This is a genomic window from Pseudomonas sp. TSO6 (assembly GCF_056098905.1).
In genome coordinates, this window is sequence record NZ_JBLZWV010000069.1 from 93,369 (window position 1) to 112,402 (window position 19,034).

Below are 19,034 nucleotides of genomic sequence, written 5' to 3' on the forward strand. Positions count from 1 at the left end.
TCAGTTGCGCAACAGGCTCTGCGAGCCGGTGCAGAAGGCCTGCCAGGCTTGCTCCGGCGCCAGCGCCTGACGCTGCCGCGCAGCTACCGCCGGGGCGCTGAGGGCTGTGCAACGCTCGATCGCTTCAGCCCAGGCGCTCTCGTCGGCAACGGGCAGGTAGCCACCGGTGTCACGCAACTGCTCGCGAAACACAGGCAGGTCACTGCACACCACCGGTACATCGGCCATCACCGCCTCTTGCACTACCAGCCCCAGGCCCTCGGAACGCGAAGGCACCAACAGCCAGTCGAATGCCCGATAGAGCTGCTGCAGGTCCTCGCGGTGACCGCGCAGATGAACCCGCCCAGCCAGGCCCAGCGCATCGATACGCTCCTGCAGCACGGCATGCTGCGGCCCCTCACCAATGATCGCCAGCTGCAGGCCCGGTTGCCTTGCAATGGCCTTGGCGAATGCCTCTATCAGCATTTCGAAGCCTTTGCTCTCTACCAACCGCCCGACCGCGCCCAGCGTCACCCCTTCGGCCTGAGGCAGCTGCAGCGCCTGCCTGGCCTTGTCCCGGCTCAGCAACGGTTCGACGAACGCCAGCGGGTCGAGCGCCATGCGTAGGGTCTGCACCGGCCTGCCCAGGTCATGCTCCAGCGCCTCGGCAAGCGTACGCGACACTGCTGCGATGCTCAGACGCTCGGCCGGAAGCATACTCAACAGGCGAATATCGCTGCTGTTCAGGCGGGTCTTGCCATGGAACAGCACCTTGGCCCGCACCTGTGGAATGGTTTGCAGCAGCGGCAGCACCAGCCGCGCGACGCCAATACCGTCAAGCAATACGATTTCTGCCTTGGCCTCGGTCAGCGCCTTGCGCAAACGCATGCGCAACCACGGCCGCAGCAGGCGCCACAGATGCCGCCCTTTCAACGCCCGGGGTGGCATGTGCCATTCTCGTGTCGAACCGAGCCCACAGCACAGCCCGCTACCCAGCAGCAACCAGTTACTGATCCGGGCATCGGTACCGGCGTGCGAAAGCACTTGCCGATGCACCTTGTGGATGGACATGTACGGCGTTCCGCCCGCCCACATCATATTGACGATGTTCATGGGCCCTCTCCCGCTCATGTCAGGTGGGACAGCGACTTCATTGAACAAAAAGGGTGATACCCATGCCAATCAAGGCACCTGTCACCAGCGTCAATGCCAGTTTGATCCGATCACGTTGGCGACGCTTGGCCTTGCGCTCCACTTCAACGGGCAAGATCACGTGATTGCCGAATCCAGTGTGCAACACCGCATCTCCCTCCAAGGTGACCGCTGTCAGATTCAACTCAGCGTAGCGTCGGGAAAGCGCCTTCTCTCCAGCATAGGCGGCAAATGGCGCACAGCGCTGGTAATCACTCAACCGACGCAGGCCAGGATTGAGCGAAAACGCCTGCCATTCAGCCTTGTCGGATAACAGCGGATAGCACGGGACGCCGGCGATGATCTGGCGATCACCCAGGTGGATGTACGGGCTATGAATAGCCAGGTCGTGGGCATGGCTGCGCAGCCACACCTGCAACACGTCCGGGCTGGTATCCAGAATGGCCCGTGAATCTTCGACAAAGGCCTGCCGGTAGAAATGCCAGTCGTCTTCGCAGTGGAAGATATACGGCGTTTTTACGTGGCTGTAGGCCAGGTCGATAGACGGCAACTGGCCGAGCTTGGGCCGGTTGACGAACACCTTGCAGTGCGGTTTCCAGTGCTCTGGCACAGCGCCATGCACGGCATCGTCACCGGAATCTTCGGTGATGAACACTTCGCGAATGGGCGCGGTGTTGTAGCGTTCGAAACTCTCAAGGGTGTCTTTGAGCAGATCGAACCGCCCACAACTGGTCACGACAAGCGTGACATCACTTTCTTCTGAAAAGCGCACCGGACTCCCTCCGCATTGCGACTATCGGCTTTCAACACCCGCTCCTGGGCGCGAAAGCTCTTGTTTAGATGCCCAGCTTCAGGCGCAGCCGCTGCCACGCAGACAACGGCGGATGGGGCCTGAGCGCGGGGCGCATATGGTCGACGATGCTACGTCCAACTGCGGCGAAACTGAAACGGGAAACCGCCAGATGGCGGCCATTTTCTGCAATCTGCCGGGCCAGCTCAGGGTCTGCACGCAAACGGCGGAGCTTTGCCTGAAGGGTCGGGATGTTGTCATAGAACACCACGTTGTGCATGTCCTGCAGGCCCAATGCGCGGTTTTCTTCCTCGCCCTGGTCGTACGCCAGCAACACGCAACCACAGGCCATGGCTTCGAAGTTCTTGATCATGTATTCGCCCATGCCAACGTCGGCACTGACGAAGAAACGAATTCGGTTCAGCGTGTTGCAATAGTCTTCACCCGACTTGGTACGGGTTACCAGCAGGTTCTCGACCTGCCCCAGCTCGTCCAGCAGCGCCTTGCGCCCGCTGTAGGCCACGCTGTTGACACTGCCGACGAAGGCCAGTTCGATGTCGCGCTCACGCCCCTGGTCGGTCAGCAATTGCTCGTCGTAGCCCTTAGGCACGAACACCGCATCGAAACCTTCCTGGCGCAAGCGCTCGCTGACCATGTAGCCAGAGCTGATCACCCGTGCCCATGGCAATTGGCGGTAATGAGCGCTGAATTTGCCGGTGTACTTGCACGGAATGTAGTTCTGGTAGGCGTCGTGCTCGAGGATCACCAGGTTCGGTACGGTGCGGATGAAGGCCACTTGGCGGATTTCCTGCTTGAAGCGCAGGAAGAACACGATGCGGTCATAGCGCTCGACCTGCACTTCGCGCTTGAAATAGCGACGCAGGTTGCGCTGGTCTTCGCTGGTCAGCCAACGCAGGTCGCACTCGCAGTTGGCCGCGACGCCATCGTACAGGCGGTCTAGAATCGCCCGCTGTTCCTTCTGCACCAGAAATAGGACTTTCATTGCTTTCCTTGGGCGCTCTGCGCCATCGCGGTCAACCATGGGGCGTGCTTACAGCTCGCGCCGCCAGAACAGCTCGTGTCGGCGCACGGCCTTGCGGAAGAACTCGTTCTCCCCGTAAGGCGAGGGCCGCCGCCCAGCCAGCCAGCGTTGCAGCAAGCGGCGCAGGCGGCGCTTGAACGGCGCGGGCGGCTGCAGGTCGTGCATCATGCCCAGGGCCATGGCCTTGTCATGCTGGGTAGCCAGGTCCAGCACCAGGCTGCAAGGTGCCCAGGCCTGCGCAGCACTCAACTGCGGAGGCAAGGCCACGCCATCGCCGCTGTCGCCCATGGGCCAGCGGTCGTTATCATGCAGGTGGTTGGCGTAGCACAGCAGGTTTTTTGGCTGCCAGGCCAGGCCTTGCAAGGCTTCAAGCACTGCTGCTTGTGCACAGATGTGATCAGGGTGCGGGTCGAGCTGCGGGTGCGGCATCACCAGTACTTCTGGCTTGGCCCTTTCCAACAGGGCACGCAGGTCGGCCAGCAGGTTGTGCCAGGTTGGCGCGCCATCGCGATCGGCCGGCAGCGGGAACGGGTTGAACTGGCGGAACACGCGGATATCGGCGAGGTCGGCCTCACGGGAGGCTGCCGGCTGGTCGGGCGCTGCCTGCATGGCAGGCAGTTGCAGGCAGAAGTAACCCAGTTGCACGCAACGCGACTCCGGCACACCGGCCCAGCGCGGCACCGCGATGCTGTCCCAGGCGCGCAGGCGACCCTTCAGGCGCGCTGCCTCGGCCTTGGCCAGGCCCATCTGCTGGTAGTGCTCGGCCTCGATTTCACCGGCGGTCAGCGTCACTACCCAGGCTTCATCCGCCTGGCTGTAAAGGCCATAGGCAGCCAGCTCGGCGTCGTCGGCATGCGGCGCAATCACCATCACCCGGCGCCGTTGCAGGTCGACCGCCGAGGTTATCCACAGACGCGGCTCGCCCAGCAGCCGGCAATGGCGACCACGCAAGCGCAACATGCCGGCTTGCAGCGGCGCAGCCAGGCCGGTCAGGTTGAGAAATCGCACGCCATCGACGCCACGCTCGAAGGTTTGCCGGTCGGTCTGGTCAGCCGCCACCAGCACAACCTGCGGGTCGAAGAACCGCCCGAGCCAGCTGCCTTTTACCCGCAGCTCCAGCACAAGGGTTTCATCGCCCTGCAATGCGCAGTCAGCCTTGAGCAGCCCATCGTGCAGGCTGGCAGGAACTTCCCGCGCCTGTTCACCGAAATCGTAGGCGTAGTCCTCGCCTGGCGCATAGAACAGGTGGTCGGCAAACCAGGCCTCGTGGGCGGCCCAGAGCAGCGGTAACAGCAACAGCGGCAGCCACCACCAGGCCAACACGCCGAGGGCGATCAGCGCGACCAGGCCGGTCAGCAAGCCCAGGCGCTTGTTGCGCCGATGGCGCTTGAGCAACTGCTGCTTGCGGCTCACGCCTGATACACCGGCACAGGGTTGCACCAACGGTCTTTGTATTCGCGGTCGGCACGGCCAAACGAGAAGCGCAATGGCTTGTTGCGCGCCCGGGCATCTTCCCAGGCGGCCTGGGTATTGAGGAAGCTCAATACGCTGCCGGGGCTGAAGGCCTTGGTTTCCGGGTCTACACCGCCATTGATGTACTCGACACTGACCCATCCCGGCGCTTCGACGCGATACACCAGCTGAATGGCAATCGGCTTGCCCTCCAGCATCAGCACCGAGCCGATCAGCAGCTCGCGCAGGCGCTCCAGCACCTCGGCCATGCGCTCGGCACCGGTGGCCGGGAAGCCCCAGCGGCGCTGGAACAGGTCGCAGTACATCCTGGCGATTTCCTGAGCACTGAAGTCGCTGATCGGGCGTACCATGCCACCCGCCTCTTCCAGCAGGCGCAACTCGCGGCGCTGGTTGTAGCGGAATTTTTTCGACAGGTCTTCGTGCGCCCGCGCCATCGCCAGCTGTTCCTTCTGCGCCTTGAGGCCGCTGAAACGGCCCTGGCACAGTTCGGACAGGTAGCGTGCGGTATGGCGCAACGGTGCAGCGGCATCGGCCGCCGCCGGCAGGATGATTTCGGCATTGCCCAGGTCGAACAGGGCTTTTTTGCCGGCACGTTTGAGCACGTCCTTGGCCAGCGCAAGGTGGCGCCCCCAGGTCGGGATGGCGGCTTTCAGTTCGCCGGCCTGGTACCAGCCCAGGTAACGCACCGGGATCTGCGCCAGGTCAGCCAGTTGCTCGACCACCAGCGGATGGGTGGCAACACTGCCACCAAAACGCGCCCACGCCTCGGCATAGGCCTTGGCGTCGATGGTTTGCCAACCGCGCTCGCGGAAGGCCTGGATACGATTGAGCATCAGGCCTGCCCCACCAGCGCACGTACTTGCGGCAGCTGCCAGAAGGCCTCGCGTACCGCTTGATCGGAGAAGCGTTCATGCAGGCGCTGCAGCATGTGCCCGGCACAGGCCTGACGCTGTTCAGCGTCCAGCGTGGCCATATGCTTCAGCCCGTGGGCCAACTGTGCGGCATCGCCTAGCGGGAACAGCACACCCACACCCTCGACCACTTCGCGGGCCCCGCCACAGGCCGTGGCCAGCACCGGCACGCCGGCAACCATGGCTTCGAGCAGGACCATGCCGAACGGCTCATGGTCGGAGCTCAGGGCGAACACGTCGAAGGCCTGGAAATAGCGGCGTGCATCCGGCACCTGGCCCAGGAAATCCACCTGCCCGGCAATGCCCAGCTCGGCGGCCAGGGCTTTGAGTTCGGCTTCCAGCCGGCCCTTGCCGAGGATCGCCAGACGCGCACCGGCCGGCAGCGCGGGCAGCGCCTGGGCAAAACCACGCAGCAGCGTGGCCTGGTCCTTATCCGGGTGCAGGCGCCCGACGTTGCCGACGACCCACGCCTGGGCATCCAGGCCCAGGGCCTGGCGTGCCTCGACGCGCGACACCAGGGCTGTTTGCAGGGCGTCGATGTCGATGCGGTTGTACAGGGTCTGGATGCGCTCGGCCGGCCACTGTGGCAGGCAGCGGCGCATGTCGTCACGCACCGCGTCCGACACGCCCAGCAGGCTCAGGCGCTTGCTGAACAGGTTGGCGAACAGCCGACGGCCTTTGCGCTCATAGTCGCCAAAGGCATGGTGCACGCCAATGACCGGCAGGCCGGTACCCAGCAAGGCCACGTAGATGGGCTTGAAGCGGTGGGCAATGCAGAAGGCGAAGTTGCGCTCGGCCGCGATGCGCCGCAAGGCACGGATTGCACCGAGCTTCAGGCCACGCACAGCCTTGGAGCTGAACTCCAGAAACAGCACCTCGTCCGATGCGCAGCCGGCCGCTACCTGCGGGTCGGCTGCACCGGTGAGGAACACTGTGGTGACCTGGTAGCCACGCCCCTGGAACAGGCTGGCGTACTGACGGGCACAGTCGAGGAACGGCCCGTCATAGCCATGGCAGAACTGCAGGATGCGCGGTTCAGAGCGGCTGGTCATACGCGGCCGCGCCGTCCTTCACAACCAGGATGTCTTCCATGATCAGGTACTGCAGGTCCGAGCCGAAGAACATGTTCAGGGCGTCGGTCGGCGAGCAGATCATCGGTTCACCGCGGCGGTTCAGCGAGGTGTTCAGCGACACGCCATTGCCGGTCAGGTCTTCCAGCGCCTTCATCATGTCGTAGTAGCGCGGGTTGTACTCGCGCTTGAGTACCTGGGCACGCGAAGTACCGTCCTCGTGCACCACTTCCGGTACGCGGGTCTTCCACTCTTCAGCCACTTCGAAGGTGAAGGTCATGAACGGTGCCGGGTGGTCGACCTTGATCATCTGCGGGGCAACGGTGTCGAGCATCGACGGGCAGAAAGGTCTCCAGCGCTCGCGGAACTTGATCTGGTGGTTGATGCGGTCAGCCACGCCTTCGACGCTTGGGCAGCCAATGATCGAGCGGCCACCCAGGGCACGCGGGCCAAACTCCATGCGGCCCTGGAACCAGGCCACCGGGTTGCCATCGACCATGATCTGGGCGATCTGCTGCGGCATGTTGTCGAGCTTGCGCCACTTCGGCTGGTCCGGGTGACGGGCGCAGGCGGCGATGACGTCTTCGTTGGAGTACGACGGGCCGAGGTAGACGTGTTCCATCTTCTCGACCGGTACGCCACGGGCGTGGGAAACATAGGCGGCCGCGCCGACAGCAGTACCGGCGTCGCCAGAGGCCGGCTGCACAAACAGTTCTTTCACGTCCGGGCGGGCGATGATCTTCTGGTTGAGCTTGACGTTCAGCGCACAGCCGCCGGCGAAGGCCAGCTTGCCGGTTTCACGCAGGGTGTCGCCCAGGTAGTGGTCGATCATCTGCAGCGCCAGCTTCTCGAACAGCGCCTGCATGCTGGCCGCGTAGTGAATGTAAGGCTCGTCTGCGATATCGCCTTCGCGCTTGGGGCCCAGCCATTCGATCAGCTTTGGCGAGAAGTAGAACCCCTTGCCCTTCTCTTTATAGCGGCGCAGGCCGATGACGTTGGCGTACTCGGTGTTGATCACCAGCTCGCCGTTTTCGAAGCTGGCAAGGCGCGAGAAGTCGTACTTGCTGGCGTCGCCATACGGCGCCATGCCCATGACTTTGAACTCGCCGTCAAGCATCTCGAAGCCGAGGAACTCGGTGATTGCGCCATACAAGCCGCCCAGGGAGTCCGGGTCAAAGAATTCCTTGATCTTGTGGATCTTGCCGTTTTCGCCGTAGCCAAAGAAGGTGGTGGCGTATTCGCCTTTACCGTCAATGCCGAGGATCGCGGTTTTTTCCTTGAAGCCCGAGCAGTGGTAGGCACTGGAGGCGTGGGCCAAGTGGTGCTCGACTGGCTCGATCTTGACCTTTTTCGGGTCGAAGCCCAGCTGCTCCAGGCACCAGACGATCTTCTTGCGGTAGCGCTTGTAGCGACGGTTGCCCATCAGGATGGCGTCGAGGGCGCGATCCGGGGCGTACCAGTAACGCTTGGCATAGTGCCAGCGCGCCTTGCCGAACAGGCTGATCGGGGCGAACGGGATGGCTACCACGTCGACGTCGGAAGGCTTGATGCCCGCCTGCTCCAGGCAGAACTTCGCCGACTCGTAGGGCATGCGGTTCTTCGCATGCTTGTCACGCACGAACCGCTCTTCTTCGGCGGCGGCAATCAGCTTGCCGTCAATGTACAGGGCCGCGGAAGGGTCATGGCTAAGGGCGCCGGACAGGCCAAGAATCGTCAATGCCAAGGGATTAGCCTCTTCATTCGGTAAAAATGCGCCAGCGGCCTCTTGGGCGGGTGGCGGCTAAAGGGCGGGATTATAACGCAAACATGCGCGCAACGCGGCAACCTGTACTGGCCTCATCGCCGGCAAGCCAGCTCCCACAAGTACTGCATCTCCCTTGAGGGCAGTGGTGTTCCTGTGGGAGCTGGCTTGCCGGCGATGAGGCCAGTACAGGCAAGCAATACTATTCGGCGATGAGCCAGTCCATGCGGTAGCTACCGTCCGTCTGGGCCAGCTCTTTGGCGAGCCACGGCAGCAGCTCCTTGAGCTCTTCTTCCAGGCCCCACGGCGGGTTGGCGATGGCCAGGCCCGAACCATTGAGGCCCTGCGGGCTATCCTGATGGTGCACATACAGCTCGACCCGCAGCAGCTTCGGCGCGCCGGTGCTGGTCAGGTCCTGGTAGTAACGCGTCAGCGAGCGCTGGTCCTTGATCGGGTACCAGATGGCCGCGACAGTCTGGCGCATGCGGCTGATCGCCTCTTTCATGGAATTGGTGCAGCGCTTGAGCTCATCGGCCTGCTCGAACGGCGGGTCGATCAGCATGATCGCGCGCTTTTCCTGCACCGGCAGCAGGGCCCTGGGCACATGCCAGCCTTCGCCCAGGTGCACGACCACACGCGGGTCTTTTTTCATGTTCTCTTTGAGCAGCGGCCCGTCTTCAGGGTGCTTTTCGTTGAGCAGCGCGCGATCTTGCTGACGCATCAGGCGGCGCGCCAGCTCGGGCGAACCCGGGTAGTAACGCAGCTCACCGTCGGCGTTCAGGCGCTTGATGACACGCAGGTAATCGGTAGCCATGGCCGGCACATCATCGCGGCCCCACAGGCGGGCGACGCCTTCCAGGTACTCGCCGGTGCGGGTTGCCTGGTCGCCTTGCAGGTCGTACAGACCGAGCCCTGCGTGGGTATCGATGTAGGCGAACGGCTGCTCCTTGCGCGACATCAAGGCGATGAGGCGGGTCAGCACGATGTGTTTGAGGACGTCGGCGTGGTTGCCGGCGTGGAAGGCGTGACGATAGTTCATGGCAACTCCTGCGGGGGTGGCAAGTTTACCTTGCCTTGCAGGCGGAGTCAGGCCTGGCTGCTGATCGGCGGCGCCTGCTTGGCGGGTAAACCCGCCCCCACAGGGCCTGCACAGTTCTCAGACCCTGCGCAGTACCTTTGGGAGCGGGCAAGCCCGCGAAGAAGGCAACGCCGATTCAACGGGTATTACTTGTCAGCGTGATACGCCGCGTCTGCTGTCTCGAAGCGCTGCACCATCGCTTTCGACGGGCTGCCCAGCTTGCTAACCAGAACAATGGCGATGCTCGCCAGCAGGAAGCCCGGGATGATTTCGTACAGGCCCCAGGTATCGATCTGCTTCCACAGGATCACGGTCAGTGCACCAACCACGATACCGGCCAGCGCGCCGTTACGGGTCATGCCTTTCCACAGCACCGAAATCAGCACCACCGGGCCGAAGGCCGCACCGAAGCCAGCCCAGGCATAAGCCACCAGGCCTAGCACGCGGTTTTCCGGGTTGGCAGCCATGGCGATGGCAATCAGTGCCACGGCCAGTACCATCAGCCGACCGACCCACACCAGCTCGACCTGCGAAGCGTTCTTGCGCAGGAAGGCCTTGTAGAAGTCTTCGGTCAGGGCGCTTGAGCACACCAGCAGCTGACAGCTCAGGGTGCTCATCACCGCCGCCAGAATAGCCGACAGCAGCACGCCGGCGATCCATGGGTTGAACAGGATCTTGGCCAGCTCGATGAAGACACGCTCATGGTTCTCGGTGACCGGGCCTGCCAGGTCAGGGTTGGCCGAGAAGTAGGCGATGCCGAAGAAGCCCACGGCGCAGGTACCAGCCAGGCACAGGATCATCCAGGTCATGGAGATGCGGCGAGCCTTGGCGATGGATTTCACCGAATCGGCGGCCATGAAGCGCGCCAGGATGTGCGGCTGGCCGAAGTAGCCCAGGCCCCAACCCATCAGCGAGATGATGCCGATGAAGGTGGCACCCTTGAACATGTCGAAGTTGGCCGGGTTCACCGCCTCGATGGCAGCAAAGGTGGTGTCGAAGCCGCCAGTGGAAATCAGCACGATCACCGGGGTCAGGATCAGTGCGAAGATCATCAGCGAAGCCTGCACCGTATCGGTCCAGCTCACCGCCAGGAAGCCACCCACGAAGGTGTAGGCGATGGTAGCTGCGGCGCCAGCCCACAGGGCAGTCTCGTACGGCATGCCAAAGGTGCTCTCGAACAGACGGGCACCGGCAACGATGCCAGAGGCGCAGTAAATGGTGAAGAACACCAGGATGACGATCGCCGAAATGATACGCAGCAGGCCGCTATTGTCTTCGAAACGGCTGGCGAAGTAGTCCGGCAGGGTCAGCGCATCACCGTTGTGCTCGGTCTGCACGCGCAGCCGGCCGGCCACGAACAGCCAGTTGAGGTAAGCACCAACGGTCAGGCCGATGGCGATCCAGGCCTCGGACAGGCCCGAGAAGTAGATGGCGCCCGGTAGGCCCATCAGCAGCCAGCCGCTCATGTCGGATGCGCCGGCAGACAGCGCGGTGACCACGCTACCCAGGCTGCGACCGCCCAGAATGTAATCGGAAAGGTTGTTGGTGGCGCGATAGGCGGCGAAGCCGATCAGCACCATTGCCGCGATGTAGACCACGAAAGTGATCGTTAGTGGATTGCCCATGCGTGTGCCCTGGCGTTTGTTTTTATCTCATGCACAACCGCAGCCATGGCGGTTGCACCCAGGCGGCGAATCCTATGCAACAACGCAAAGCAGGTGCAACCATTTTTCTTTTACAAGTTGCACCCGCTTGAGCATTTTTTGTAAAAGCCACTTTTTTGCTCCTTTTTGGCGCATCAAGCCGATTTTTCAGATCAAAACGAACCGGAAACGCCCCTTTTCAGGGTGTGGAAATGTCTGTCAGACGAGTTGCACCTTTTACACAAAAAATTCGGGTTGCACCTGGTTGCACCCGAATTGTCCTACAGCTACTCTTGGCGCCAGCTTAGGCCACAGCCGTGGCAATAACGAGGATAAGAAATGGCGACGACCACCCTTGGGGTCAAACTCGATGACCCGACCCGTGAGCGACTCAAGGCAGCTGCGCAGTCGATTGACCGCACGCCGCACTGGTTGATCAAGCAAGCGATCTTCAATTACCTGGAGAAGCTCGAGGGTGGTGCCACCCTGACCGAACTCAACGGCCACGCCACCAGCCTGGCTGATGATGCCGGTGATGTTCAGGCCGACCACAGCCACCAGTGCTTCCTCGAATTTGCCGAAAGCATCCTGCCACAGTCGGTACTACGTTCGGCGATCACCGCCGCCTACCGCCGCCCCGAGCAGGAAGTGGTACCAATGCTGTTGGAGCAGGCGCGCCTGAGCGCACCGCTGGCCGAGGCCACCAACAAGCTGGCCGCTGGCATCGCCGAAAAACTGCGCAACCAGAAGAGCGCTGGCGGCCGTGCCGGCATCGTCCAGGGCCTGCTGCAGGAGTTCTCACTGTCGTCCCAGGAAGGCGTGGCGCTGATGTGCCTGGCCGAAGCCCTGCTGCGCATCCCCGACAAGGGCACTCGCGATGCGCTGATCCGCGACAAGATCAGCACCGGCAACTGGCAGCCGCACCTGGGCAACAGCCCGTCGCTGTTCGTCAACGCCGCCACCTGGGGCCTGCTGCTGACCGGCAAGCTGGTCAGCACCCACAACGAATCCGGCCTTACCTCCTCACTCACGCGCATCATCGGCAAGAGCGGCGAGCCGATGATCCGCAAGGGCGTCGACATGGCCATGCGCCTGATGGGCGAGCAGTTCGTCACTGGCGAGACCATCGCCGAAGCACTGGCCAATGCCAGCCGCTTTGAGGCCAAGGGTTTCCGCTATTCCTACGACATGCTCGGCGAAGCTGCGCTTACCGAGCACGATGCGCAGAAGTACCTGGCGTCCTACGAGCAGGCCATCCACTCGATTGGCAAGGCCTCCCATGGCCGCGGCATCTATGAAGGCCCGGGCATCTCGATCAAGCTGTCGGCACTGCACCCGCGCTACAGCCGCGCCCAGTACGAGCGCGTGATGGAAGAGCTGTACCCGCGCCTGCTGTCGCTGACCCTGCTGGCCAAGCAGTACGACATCGGCCTGAACATCGACGCCGAAGAAGCCGACCGCCTTGAGCTGTCGCTCGATTTGCTCGAGCGCCTGTGCTTCGAGCCGTCGCTGGCAGGCTGGAACGGGATCGGCTTTGTCATCCAGGCCTACCAGAAGCGCTGCCCGTACGTGATCGACTACGTCATCGACCTGGCCAAGCGCAGCCGCCACCGCCTGATGATCCGCCTGGTGAAAGGCGCCTACTGGGACAGCGAGATCAAGCGCGCCCAGGTCGAGGGCCTGGAAGGCTACCCGGTCTACACCCGCAAGGTGTACACCGACGTGTCCTACGTGGCCTGCGCCCGCAAGCTGCTGGCCGTGCCAGAAGCCATCTACCCGCAGTTCGCCACCCACAACGCCCACACTCTCTCGGCCATCTACCACATTGCCGGGCAGAACTACTACCCGGGCCAGTACGAGTTCCAGTGCCTGCACGGCATGGGCGAGCCGCTGTACGAGCAAGTGGTCGGCAAGATTGCCGATGGCAAGCTGAACCGTCCGTGCCGCGTCTATGCACCGGTCGGCACCCACGAAACGCTGCTGGCCTACCTGGTGCGTCGCCTGCTGGAAAACGGCGCCAACACCTCGTTCGTCAACCGCATCGCCGACCACTCGATTTCCATCCAGGAACTGGTCGCCGACCCGGTCGCCAGCATCGAGCGCATGGGCACCCAGGAAGGCAACATCGGCCTGCCACACCCGCGCATTCCGCTGCCGCGTGACCTGTATGGCACCGAACGGGCCAACTCGGCCGGCATCGACATGGCCAACGAACACCGCCTGGCGTCGCTGTCCTGCGCCATGCTGGCCACCGCTCACAACGACTGGAAGGCCGCCCCGCTGCTGGCCTGCGCCGCCAGCGAAAGCGCTGCCGCGCCGGTACTGAACCCGGCGGATCATCGCGACGTGGTTGGCCATGTGCAGGAAGCCACCGTTGCCGACGTCGACAACGCCATCCAGTGCGCACTGAACGCCGCGCCGATCTGGCAGGCCACCCCACCCGCCGAGCGTGCTGCCATTCTGGAACGCACTGCCGACCTGATGGAGGCCGAAATCCAGCCGTTGATGGGCCTGCTCATCCGCGAGGCCGGCAAGACCTTCGCCAACGCCATCGCCGAAGTGCGTGAAGCCGTGGACTTCCTGCGCTACTACGCCGTGCAGGCACGCAACGATTTCAGCAACGACGCCCACCGCCCGCTGGGCCCGGTGGTGTGCATCAGCCCGTGGAACTTCCCGCTGGCGATCTTCACCGGCCAGGTAGCTGCGGCCCTGGCTGCCGGCAACCCGGTGCTGGCCAAGCCAGCCGAGCAAACCCCGCTGATCGCTGCCCAGGCCGTGCGCCTGCTGCTGGAAGCCGGCATCCCAGAGGGCGTGCTGCAACTGCTGCCAGGCCGCGGCGAAACCGTCGGTGCCGGACTGGTCGGTGACGAGCGCGTCAAAGGCGTGATGTTCACCGGCTCCACCGAGGTTGCCCGCCTGCTGCAGCGCAACGTCGCCGGTCGCCTGGACAACCAGGGCCGTCCGATCCCGCTGATTGCCGAAACCGGCGGCCAGAACGCGATGATCGTCGACTCCTCGGCACTGACCGAGCAGGTGGTGATCGACGTGGTGTCCTCGGCCTTCGACAGTGCCGGCCAGCGTTGCTCCGCCCTGCGCGTGCTGTGCCTGCAGGAAGACTCCGCCGACCGCGTGATCGAAATGCTCAAGGGCGCCATGGCCGAAAGCCGCCTGGGCTGCCCGGACCGCCTGGCCGTGGACATTGGCCCGGTGATCGACGCCGAAGCCAAGGCCGGTATCGAGAAGCACATCCAGGGCATGCGTGAGAAAGGCCGTTCGGTCTATCAGGTCGCCATTGCCGATGCTGCCGAGGTCAAGCGCGGCACCTTCGTGATGCCGACCCTGATCGAGCTGGACAGCTTCGACGAACTGAAGCGTGAAATCTTCGGGCCGGTGCTGCACGTGGTGCGTTACAACCGCCGCAACCTGGACCAGCTGATCGAGCAGATCAACGCCTCCGGTTACGGCCTGACCCTGGGCGTGCACACCCGCATCGACGAGACCATCGCCAAGGTGGTGGAAAACGCCAACGCCGGCAACATGTACGTCAACCGCAACATCGTTGGTGCAGTGGTGGGCGTGCAGCCATTCGGTGGTGAAGGCTTGTCTGGCACCGGCCCGAAAGCCGGCGGCCCGCTGTACCTGTACCGCCTGCTGTCGACCCGCCCCGCCGACGCGATTGGCCGCCACTTCCAGCATCAGGATGGCGAAGGCAAGCCGGACCGTACCCTGCACGAACAGCTGGTCAAGCCGCTGCACGGCCTGAAGGCCTGGGCCCAGAGCAACCAGCTGGCCGACCTGGCTGCGCTGTGCGACCAGTTCGCCAGCCAGTCGCAGAGCGGCATCGCCCGCCTGCTGCCAGGCCCGACCGGCGAGCGCAACAGCTACACCATCCTGCCGCGCGAGCACGTGCTGTGCTTGGCGGACAACGAGGCTGACCTGCTGGCGCAACTGGCTGCAGTACTGGCCGTTGGTAGCTCGGCGGTGTGGGCAGACGGCGAACCGGGCAAGGCCCTGCGTGCCCGCCTGCCGCGTGAGCTGCAGGCCAAGGTCAAGCTGGTGGCGGACTGGAACAAGGATGACGTGGCGTTCGACGCCGTGATTCACCATGGCGACTCGGACCAGCTGCGCGGCGTGTGCCAGCAGGTGGCCAAGCGTGCTGGTGCGATCGTCGGTGTGCACGGGCTGTCCAGCGGGGATCACCAGATTGCGCTGGAGCGGTTGGTGATTGAGCGGGCGGTGAGTGTGAACACTGCGGCTGCGGGTGGTAATGCCAGCTTGATGACCATTGGCTGATTGCTGTTGATAAAAAAGGGGAGCTTCGGCTCTCCTTTTTTATGGGCGCATATCTTGAGATGTTTGGCGCCTGTGAGATCGAGCGCCGCGCGGGCGGCGCTCGGTCTCACTGGCGCAAAAATTGTCGTGGCGAACACCTGTCAGCCTCCATGCGATCCGAAGACACCTTGGTAGAAAGTTGTCTTGCCGACGGTGAACTGGGTGTCTTCGGTCGTCATTATTGTATCCCCTGAAAATTCTCGACTGCCTGGACCGGCCCTTTCGCGGGTGAACCCGCTCCCACAAGTACTGTGCAGTTTTGAAGCCTGTGGTGATCCTGTGGGAGCGGGTTTACCCGCGAAGAGGCCCGTCCAAGCGACGCATCACACAAGCCTCAATGCCAAGGCCTAGGCTCTACGGGCATCTGCACCTGAACCAATGCCGCCTCAAGCAAAGTCCGCAGCGCCTCAAGCTCGTGCATGGGGGTCATCATCAGGATCGAAGCCGGTGATTTAGGCTGAAGCAGCAACGCCTGATGCACCACGGTGGCTGCGCATAACGCGTAGTCCGTAGACTGGCTAAGGATGCCTTCGAGGGATGGGGTGTTAGAGGGTGGATCAGGGACTATCTTCAGCATTGGGTTTTTTCTCGGTAAGGACCACCGCCATCTGCTGTCAAACAAGAGGGTGGCAGCTGTGCATGGGTTGACAGACCGGCAGAAGGCTGGAAGGTGTTCGCCTCACCCTTTGCAGCGCCTGTGAAATCGAGCGCCGCCCGCGCGGCGCATCGCGACGCAAGGCCGCTCCCACATCTGTTTCGGGCCAGTCTCTCCTGTGCCTATGGCGCGCGCACCCTGGGTGCATGGCTGGAGAGCGATAAAGAGCGACTGCACCCCCTTCAATACCGCATGGAACAAACAAGGCGGACAGCGGTGGCCTCACAGGATGGACTGGCCCGAAATAAATGTGGGAGCGGCCTTGCGTCGCGATGCGCCGCGCGGGCGGCGCTCGGTCTCACAGGCGCAGAAAACATCAAGGCAAGCACCTGTATGCCCCACCCGTTCTAAACCCATATCACCCAAACCTATTAACCTCCCCCCACCCCACCCGATTCCCTACACTCGCAGCATCCCGCCCCAGGATCGCCACCATGCCCGAGACCCTGCTCAGCCCCCGCAACCTGGCCTTCGAACTCTACGAAGTGCTCGACGCCCAAGCCCTCACCCAGCGCCCGCGCTTTGCCGAGCACAGCCGCGAAACCTTCGACGCGGCGCTGACCACCGCGCGCACCATCGCCGAGAAGTTCTTCGCCCCGCATAACCGCAAGGCCGACGAAAACGAGCCGCGCTACGTGGACGGCCGCGCTGAACTGATCCCCGAGGTCAAGCCTGCCGTCGACGCCTTCCTCGAAGCCGGCTTCCTCAACGCCAACCGGGACTTCGAGGTCGGCGGCATGCAGCTGCCCAGCCTGGTTTCGCAGGCCTGCTTCGCTCACTTCCAGGCTGCCAACGCCGGCACCACGGCCTACCCGTTCCTGACCATGGGCGCAGCCAACCTGATCGAAAGTTTCGGCACAGAGGAACAGAAGCGTCTGTTCCTGCAGCCAATGATCGAGGGCCGCTACTTCGGCACCATGGCCCTGACCGAACCCCACGCAGGCTCGTCGCTGGCCGACATCCGCACCCGCGCCGAACCTGCGGGCGACGGCAGCTACCGGCTCAAGGGCAACAAGATCTTCATCTCCGGTGGCGACCACGAACTGTCGGAAAACATCGTGCACATGGTGCTGGCCAAGCTGCCGGACGCGCCGCCCGGGGTGAAAGGCATCTCGCTGTTCATCGTGCCCAAGTACCACGTCAACCCCGACGGCAGACGTGGCCCGCGCAACGACGTGCTGCTGGCCGGGCTTTTCCACAAGATGGGCTGGCGCGGCACCACCTCCACCGCGCTGAACTTCGGCGACAACGGCCAGTGCGTCGGCTACCTGGTGGGCCAGCCGCACCAGGGCCTGGCCTGCATGTTCCAGATGATGAACGAGGCGCGCATCGGCGTTGGCATGGGCGCGGTGATGCTCGGATACGCCGGCTACCTGTATTCGCTGGAATATGCCCGCCAACGGCCGCAAGGCCGGCTGCCGGACAACAAAGACCCGCTCAGCCCGGCGGTGCCGATCATCGGGCACACCGATGTGAAACGTATGCTGCTGGCACAGAAGGCGTACGTGGAAGGCGCCTTCGACCTGGGCCTTTACGCCGCGCGCCTGTTCGACGATACCCACACCGCCGATGATGAAACGTCGCGCACAGAAGCGCAGGCGCTGCTCGACCTGCTGACCCCGATCGTCAAGTCGTGGCCCTCGACGTTCTGCCTCAAGGCCAACGAACTGGCGATCCAGATTCTCGGTGGCCACGGCTATACCCGCGAATACCCGGTGGAACAGTACTACCGCGACAATCGCCTGAACCCGATCCACGAGGGCACCGAAGGCATCCAGTCACTCGATTTGCTCGGCCGCAAGCTGGCACAGAACCATGGTGCCGGGCTCAAGCAACTGATCCGCCTGATCGCCACCACCGGCGAACGTGCAAGCCACCACCCCAAACTCCACCCACTGCGCCAGCCACTGGAGCAACTGGTCAACCGCCTGCAGGCCGTGACACTGGCCCTGCTCGGCGACATGGCGCATGGCGAAGTCGCTGGTGCCCTGGCCAACTCGGCCTTGTACCTCAAGGCCTTCGGCCACTGCGTGATCGGCTGGCGCTGGCTGGAACAGGCCATTCACGCCGAGCTTGGCCTGCAGAAAGGTCACCCTGCCGATCACGACTTCTATCAGGGCAAGCTGCAGGCCGCGCGTTATTTCCTGACCTGGGAAGTACCGGGCTGCCATCACGAACTGGCTCTGCTCGAGGCTCGCGACAACGCCTGCCTGAGCATGCAAGAAGAGTGGTTCTAAGGGGTGCCTCCATGTTCGACGCTCGCTGCCCGCCCCGACCTGCGTGGGTTACGAGTAATAGCGAGGCCTGTCGCGACCACTGCGATGCCCACATAGGTCGTCCAGTTGATTGCGTCGCCGAACATCAGAGCAGCCCACAGCAGCGTGACCGGAGGCTCCAGATAAACCAGCGCCGACACGCGGGTCGCCGACAGCTTTGTCAGCAATATCCAAAGGCTCAAGTAGGCGATGAAAGTCGAGAACAGCGTCAGCCAGGCAACTGCCGCCCACACCTGCGTACTGGCAGGCACTTCGATCAAGCCCAGCGGCAAGCCTGTGGCAGTAAGCAATACCAGCGTCGCAGTGGACTGCAGAAACAGTGGCATCAGCAAGCCATCCTTGCTGTGGTCTGTTGCCATGACCGATTGCCGCCGCTGATAGAGAGTGGCGATGGACAGCGTGATAGCGGCGATCAGCGGCAGCGCGTAAAGCCAGAGGTCCAGCCGGGTGGTGGAGAGGTTGTACTCACCGAAAATGACCACGCTCACGCCAGCAAAGCCAACTCCTAGCCCCACCCACTCCTGGCGGCCGCTGCGCTCATGCTGGTCCCTGTTGCTCATGGATGCCGTGATCAATGGCTGGAGCGCGCAGATGATGGCGGCTATTCCTGCCGGCAGCCCGCCCCGGATGGCGATATATACACTGACCAGATATGCGAACTGGGCTAAAAAACCTATCACCGTGTTGTAGCGCACCTGCGCCCACGACAGCGTACGCAAGCGATGAACCACGAAAGGCAGGAGGCAGATGCTGACCAACAGAAACCGCCAGAACAGCAGGTTTATTGCGCCAGCTTCCTCCGTGCCCAGGCGGGCACCAATGAAGCCTGAACTCCACGAAAGAACAAAGATTATTTGCAGCAGAATCAGGTATGGCGCACTGCTTGGCATGA

General features: G+C 63.1%; 13 protein-coding genes. 2 read left to right on the forward strand and 11 right to left on the reverse strand.

The window, feature by feature from the left end:
• The 9 genes from ACN6NG_RS27330 to putP form a co-directional block, all read right to left on the reverse strand.
• Positions 1 to 1,092 carry a glycosyltransferase gene (locus ACN6NG_RS27330; RefSeq protein WP_049277149.1) on the reverse strand — a complete coding sequence of 364 codons (1,092 nt, stop codon included), beginning with the start codon at positions 1,090 to 1,092 and terminating at the stop codon, positions 1 to 3.
• Positions 1,093 to 1,129: 37 nt separating this feature from the next.
• A complete protein-coding gene (locus ACN6NG_RS27335; RefSeq protein WP_063423388.1) occupies positions 1,130 to 1,903 on the reverse strand; it encodes a glycosyltransferase family 2 protein in 774 nt (257 codons plus the stop codon).
• A 64-nt stretch (positions 1,904 to 1,967) separates the two neighbouring features.
• Entirely contained in the window at positions 1,968 to 2,924 is a 957-nt protein-coding gene (locus ACN6NG_RS27340) for a glycosyltransferase family protein (protein ID WP_016501924.1), read from the reverse strand.
• Between the two features lie 48 nt (positions 2,925 to 2,972).
• Positions 2,973 to 4,376, reverse strand: a complete 1,404-nt coding sequence (locus ACN6NG_RS27345; RefSeq protein ID WP_474317145.1) for a PIG-L deacetylase family protein — start codon at positions 4,374 to 4,376, stop codon at positions 2,973 to 2,975.
• Positions 4,373 to 5,269: an antimicrobial resistance protein Mig-14 gene (locus ACN6NG_RS27350; RefSeq protein ID WP_063423386.1), complete on the reverse strand. Its 897-nt coding sequence runs from the start codon at positions 5,267 to 5,269 to the stop codon at positions 4,373 to 4,375. The genes ACN6NG_RS27345 and ACN6NG_RS27350 overlap by 4 nt, the downstream gene beginning before the upstream one ends.
• The gene (locus ACN6NG_RS27355) at positions 5,269 to 6,399 is read right to left on the reverse strand and encodes a glycosyltransferase (RefSeq protein ID WP_063423385.1); all 1,131 of its coding nucleotides are present in this window, start codon (positions 6,397 to 6,399) and stop codon (positions 5,269 to 5,271) included. The genes ACN6NG_RS27350 and ACN6NG_RS27355 overlap by 1 nt, the downstream gene beginning before the upstream one ends.
• Positions 6,383 to 8,140 (reverse strand): carbamoyltransferase family protein, encoded by a 1,758-nt coding sequence (locus tag ACN6NG_RS27360; protein ID WP_016501928.1) that lies wholly within the window; start codon positions 8,138 to 8,140, stop codon positions 6,383 to 6,385. The genes ACN6NG_RS27355 and ACN6NG_RS27360 overlap by 17 nt, the downstream gene beginning before the upstream one ends.
• 220 nt (positions 8,141 to 8,360) lie before the next feature.
• Positions 8,361 to 9,197: a 23S rRNA (adenine(2030)-N(6))-methyltransferase RlmJ gene (locus ACN6NG_RS27365; protein WP_063423384.1), complete on the reverse strand. Its 837-nt coding sequence runs from the start codon at positions 9,195 to 9,197 to the stop codon at positions 8,361 to 8,363.
• Positions 9,198 to 9,382: 185 nt separating this feature from the next.
• Positions 9,383 to 10,861 (reverse strand): sodium/proline symporter PutP, encoded by a 1,479-nt coding sequence (gene putP, locus ACN6NG_RS27370; protein WP_338745437.1) that lies wholly within the window; start codon positions 10,859 to 10,861, stop codon positions 9,383 to 9,385.
• A gap of 357 nt (positions 10,862 to 11,218) precedes the next feature.
• Here putP and putA point away from each other — a divergent pair, with 357 nt between their 5' ends.
• Positions 11,219 to 15,172, forward strand: a complete 3,954-nt coding sequence (gene putA / locus ACN6NG_RS27375) for a trifunctional transcriptional regulator/proline dehydrogenase/L-glutamate gamma-semialdehyde dehydrogenase (RefSeq protein WP_063423382.1) — start codon at positions 11,219 to 11,221, stop codon at positions 15,170 to 15,172.
• 373 nt (positions 15,173 to 15,545) lie between these two features.
• Here putA and ACN6NG_RS27380 read toward each other — a convergent pair whose 3' ends face one another.
• Positions 15,546 to 15,788 carry a hypothetical protein gene (locus ACN6NG_RS27380; RefSeq protein WP_474317152.1) on the reverse strand — a complete coding sequence of 81 codons (243 nt, stop codon included), beginning with the start codon at positions 15,786 to 15,788 and terminating at the stop codon, positions 15,546 to 15,548.
• 512 nt (positions 15,789 to 16,300) lie between these two features.
• Here ACN6NG_RS27380 and ACN6NG_RS27385 point away from each other — a divergent pair.
• Complete coding sequence (locus ACN6NG_RS27385; RefSeq protein ID WP_474317154.1) at positions 16,301 to 18,103, forward strand: acyl-CoA dehydrogenase; 1,803 nt, start codon at positions 16,301 to 16,303, stop codon at positions 18,101 to 18,103.
• On the opposite strand, the gene ACN6NG_RS27390 is transcribed toward ACN6NG_RS27385, so the two are convergent.
• Complete coding sequence (locus tag ACN6NG_RS27390) at positions 18,100 to 19,032, reverse strand: DMT family transporter (protein ID WP_474317157.1); 933 nt, start codon at positions 19,030 to 19,032, stop codon at positions 18,100 to 18,102. The two genes, ACN6NG_RS27385 and ACN6NG_RS27390, sit on opposite strands and share 4 nt — an antisense overlap.
• Positions 19,033 to 19,034 lie beyond the last annotated feature (2 nt).